General features: G+C 55.0%; 3 protein-coding genes. All 3 read left to right on the top strand.

Going from position 1 to position 2,304, the window contains the following annotated elements; all coding sequences use genetic code 11:
* Positions 1-119 precede the first annotated feature (119 nt).
* The gene (locus EN750_RS30175; RefSeq protein WP_281062340.1) at positions 120-1,322 is read left to right on the top strand and encodes a polysialyltransferase family glycosyltransferase; all 1,203 of its coding nucleotides are present in this window, start codon (positions 120-122) and stop codon (positions 1,320-1,322) included.
* 187 nt (positions 1,323-1,509) lie between these two features.
* A complete protein-coding gene (locus tag EN750_RS30170; RefSeq protein ID WP_127398918.1) occupies positions 1,510-1,878 on the top strand; it encodes a hypothetical protein in 369 nt (122 codons plus the stop codon).
* Between the two features lie 183 nt (positions 1,879-2,061).
* A complete protein-coding gene (locus tag EN750_RS30165; protein WP_127327105.1) occupies positions 2,062-2,277 on the top strand; it encodes a hypothetical protein in 216 nt (71 codons plus the stop codon).
* Positions 2,278-2,304: the final 27 nt, after the last annotated feature.

The following is a 2,304-nucleotide window of genomic DNA, read 5'->3' as shown; positions in this document are numbered from 1 at the left end:
CAGTATTATGAAGTTGGCGAAACGCCCCGAGCCACACACGGTCTTCGGACATGAAGCAATTTTGCGGTTGAGATCGCGGAACATGCGGCGTTATTTCCATCCTATCTGGAGACCTTAAATTGCCAGTTCGAATATTCTGCGTCTTTGGCAGCTGGCAATTGCTCAGCCTGGTTGCCTCTCTTCGCCAGTCAACAATGGACGGAAGCTCCCCGGCGGATGAGGAGCATGAGGACTATCTCCTGCTTTATGAAACGGCCGGCGTTTCCGAGCATTTCAAGACCGGTCTTGCTGAACTTGCGTCTACAGTATGGACCTGGAAACGGATCATATGGGCATACGACCTTCTGACGTCCGAGCGCAAATATGGGCAACTGCAAATTTTCCGGATCCATCGTCTGATCCGAGACACAATTGGCATCGACGCGAGTTCCGCGGTTGAAATCTGGGCCTGCTTCGTTAACCGGCCATCGGAAAAAATACTGCTGGACTCATACCCGGAAGCCGAGATCGTTTTGTATGAGGATGGCTTGACGTCATACCTTCCATTCGAAATATCAACCATGTCACGGCCGCCAGGCACCAGGTTTAGACGGCGCATCACCGGAGCCTTGATTGCAGGACTCTCTACAATTTCACCGGCGTTCCGACTGAGGAAAGCGGCCGACAAGATAGAAAGACACCATCTGAGACGGGTGACAAAGTTTTATTCTTTGCTCCACGAAATCCCCATTCACGATGCTCTGGAGAACGTACCAAGATTCCAGGTCGGCGCTTCGCTGATGCGCGACGTAATAGATGAAGCCTGCAGGGATGCGCTTTCCGGCGGCAATGAACATTGCCGTGCGTCAGCCAACCCACGGATCCTGCTGCTCGGCCAGGCATTGTCGCGAAACGGCATAATGTCGTACGCGCAAGAGGCGGCGATCTATAGACGCATTGTGGAGCAGATCGTTGAGAGAGGATACGACGTCGTCTGGAAGGAACATCCCAGAATAAGCACGCCCTTCTTCCCCGAATTGCTGGATACCATCGGCAATGTGACAGCCGACGCCAGCACCAGGATCATGGAAGCGAACCTTCCACACATATATCCGATAGAGCTTGTCGTATCCCGGATGAACATTGTTGGGTGCGTCTCGGGCACGTCAGCTGCCCTTCTCTACCTGAAGTGGCTTTACGGCATCAAAACATACACATTTGCGGAAACCTTGATCCCGCTGATGGCTGGCGCGGATATTCTAATGAGCGAAATGGTGAAAGCCCATGCGGAGCCCTTTTCAGCACTCCAATCTTTGAACGAGACGCAGACGGGGATCCGTTGAACGGCGGCAACGCCGCGCTACGTCCCGGCCCATCCAGACCAGGATGAGGCGGAACAGACCTGGCTGAAAAGGCTCAAGCAAAAACTGCGGCTTTGAAAGACAACGCCGTCGATCTGAGTTTCAGCCTGAACCGCCAATACCGAGCCGGATTCGACCTTCGCGGCGGCCAGGCACAGATTGGAACAGAATGAGACTTCATCCAGCCGCCGAACGGATTGCTTTTTTCAGCACGCTTGTCGCTGTTCTTGTCCTTGCACTGGTGCCTATACCCGGACTCGAGGAGTACGGGATCGATATCGGTTTCCATTACGACAAGCTGAATCACGCCAGCGCCTTTGCCGTCATGACTTTCCTTGGAGGGCTCGGCTGGCCTGATCGCAAGGTCAGGCTGATCGTCTTCCTTGCAGTTGTTGGAGCGGCGATCGAGGTCCTCCAGGGCACGGCGGTGATAGCGCGCGATCTGGATGTGTACGACTGGGTTGCCGATTGCGTCGGCATCGCGTGTGGCCTCGTGGCCGTGATCTGTGTGAACTGGATCTTGCGGCGCAGAGGTTGAGCCGGTTCTCAAGCCTTATGTGCACGGCGCCGATAGCCACAGGAGTTCGCCCCCGGCTCCATTGACTCGGCCAAATCGGATTGCAACGATCCGATCCGAGAGTGGGCGTTCTTTCTACCTTGGCCGGACAGATGAAGCTTCGGGCGCGGCACCCAGGAAGCGCGCCATCAGTATTGAGGGACGATGACGATCAAGATCAGGCTTCCGGGTGGCGTGTTGAAGGTCAAGCAACGTCATGAGTTGCGGCGACGGGAGCACAAGGGCGAAGTCCCGGTCTGGCAGTTTGGCAAATATTTCGTCATCTGGTGGCCCAGTACAATTCCCGACCGACCCTCCAAGAGCTCGAATACTAACGAGGAGCTTGAAATGAACCTTCCGTCGACTGGAGAAAGCACGTAAGCTCTATGCATCATGGCTTTGCGAATC

The organism is Mesorhizobium sp. M7A.F.Ca.ET.027.03.2.1 (assembly GCF_003999175.1).
In the GTDB taxonomy this organism is placed as follows: Bacteria; Pseudomonadota; Alphaproteobacteria; order Rhizobiales; family Rhizobiaceae; genus Mesorhizobium.
Note: the sequence above shows the minus strand (reverse complement) of the source record. Positions and strands in the feature narration are given on the sequence as shown.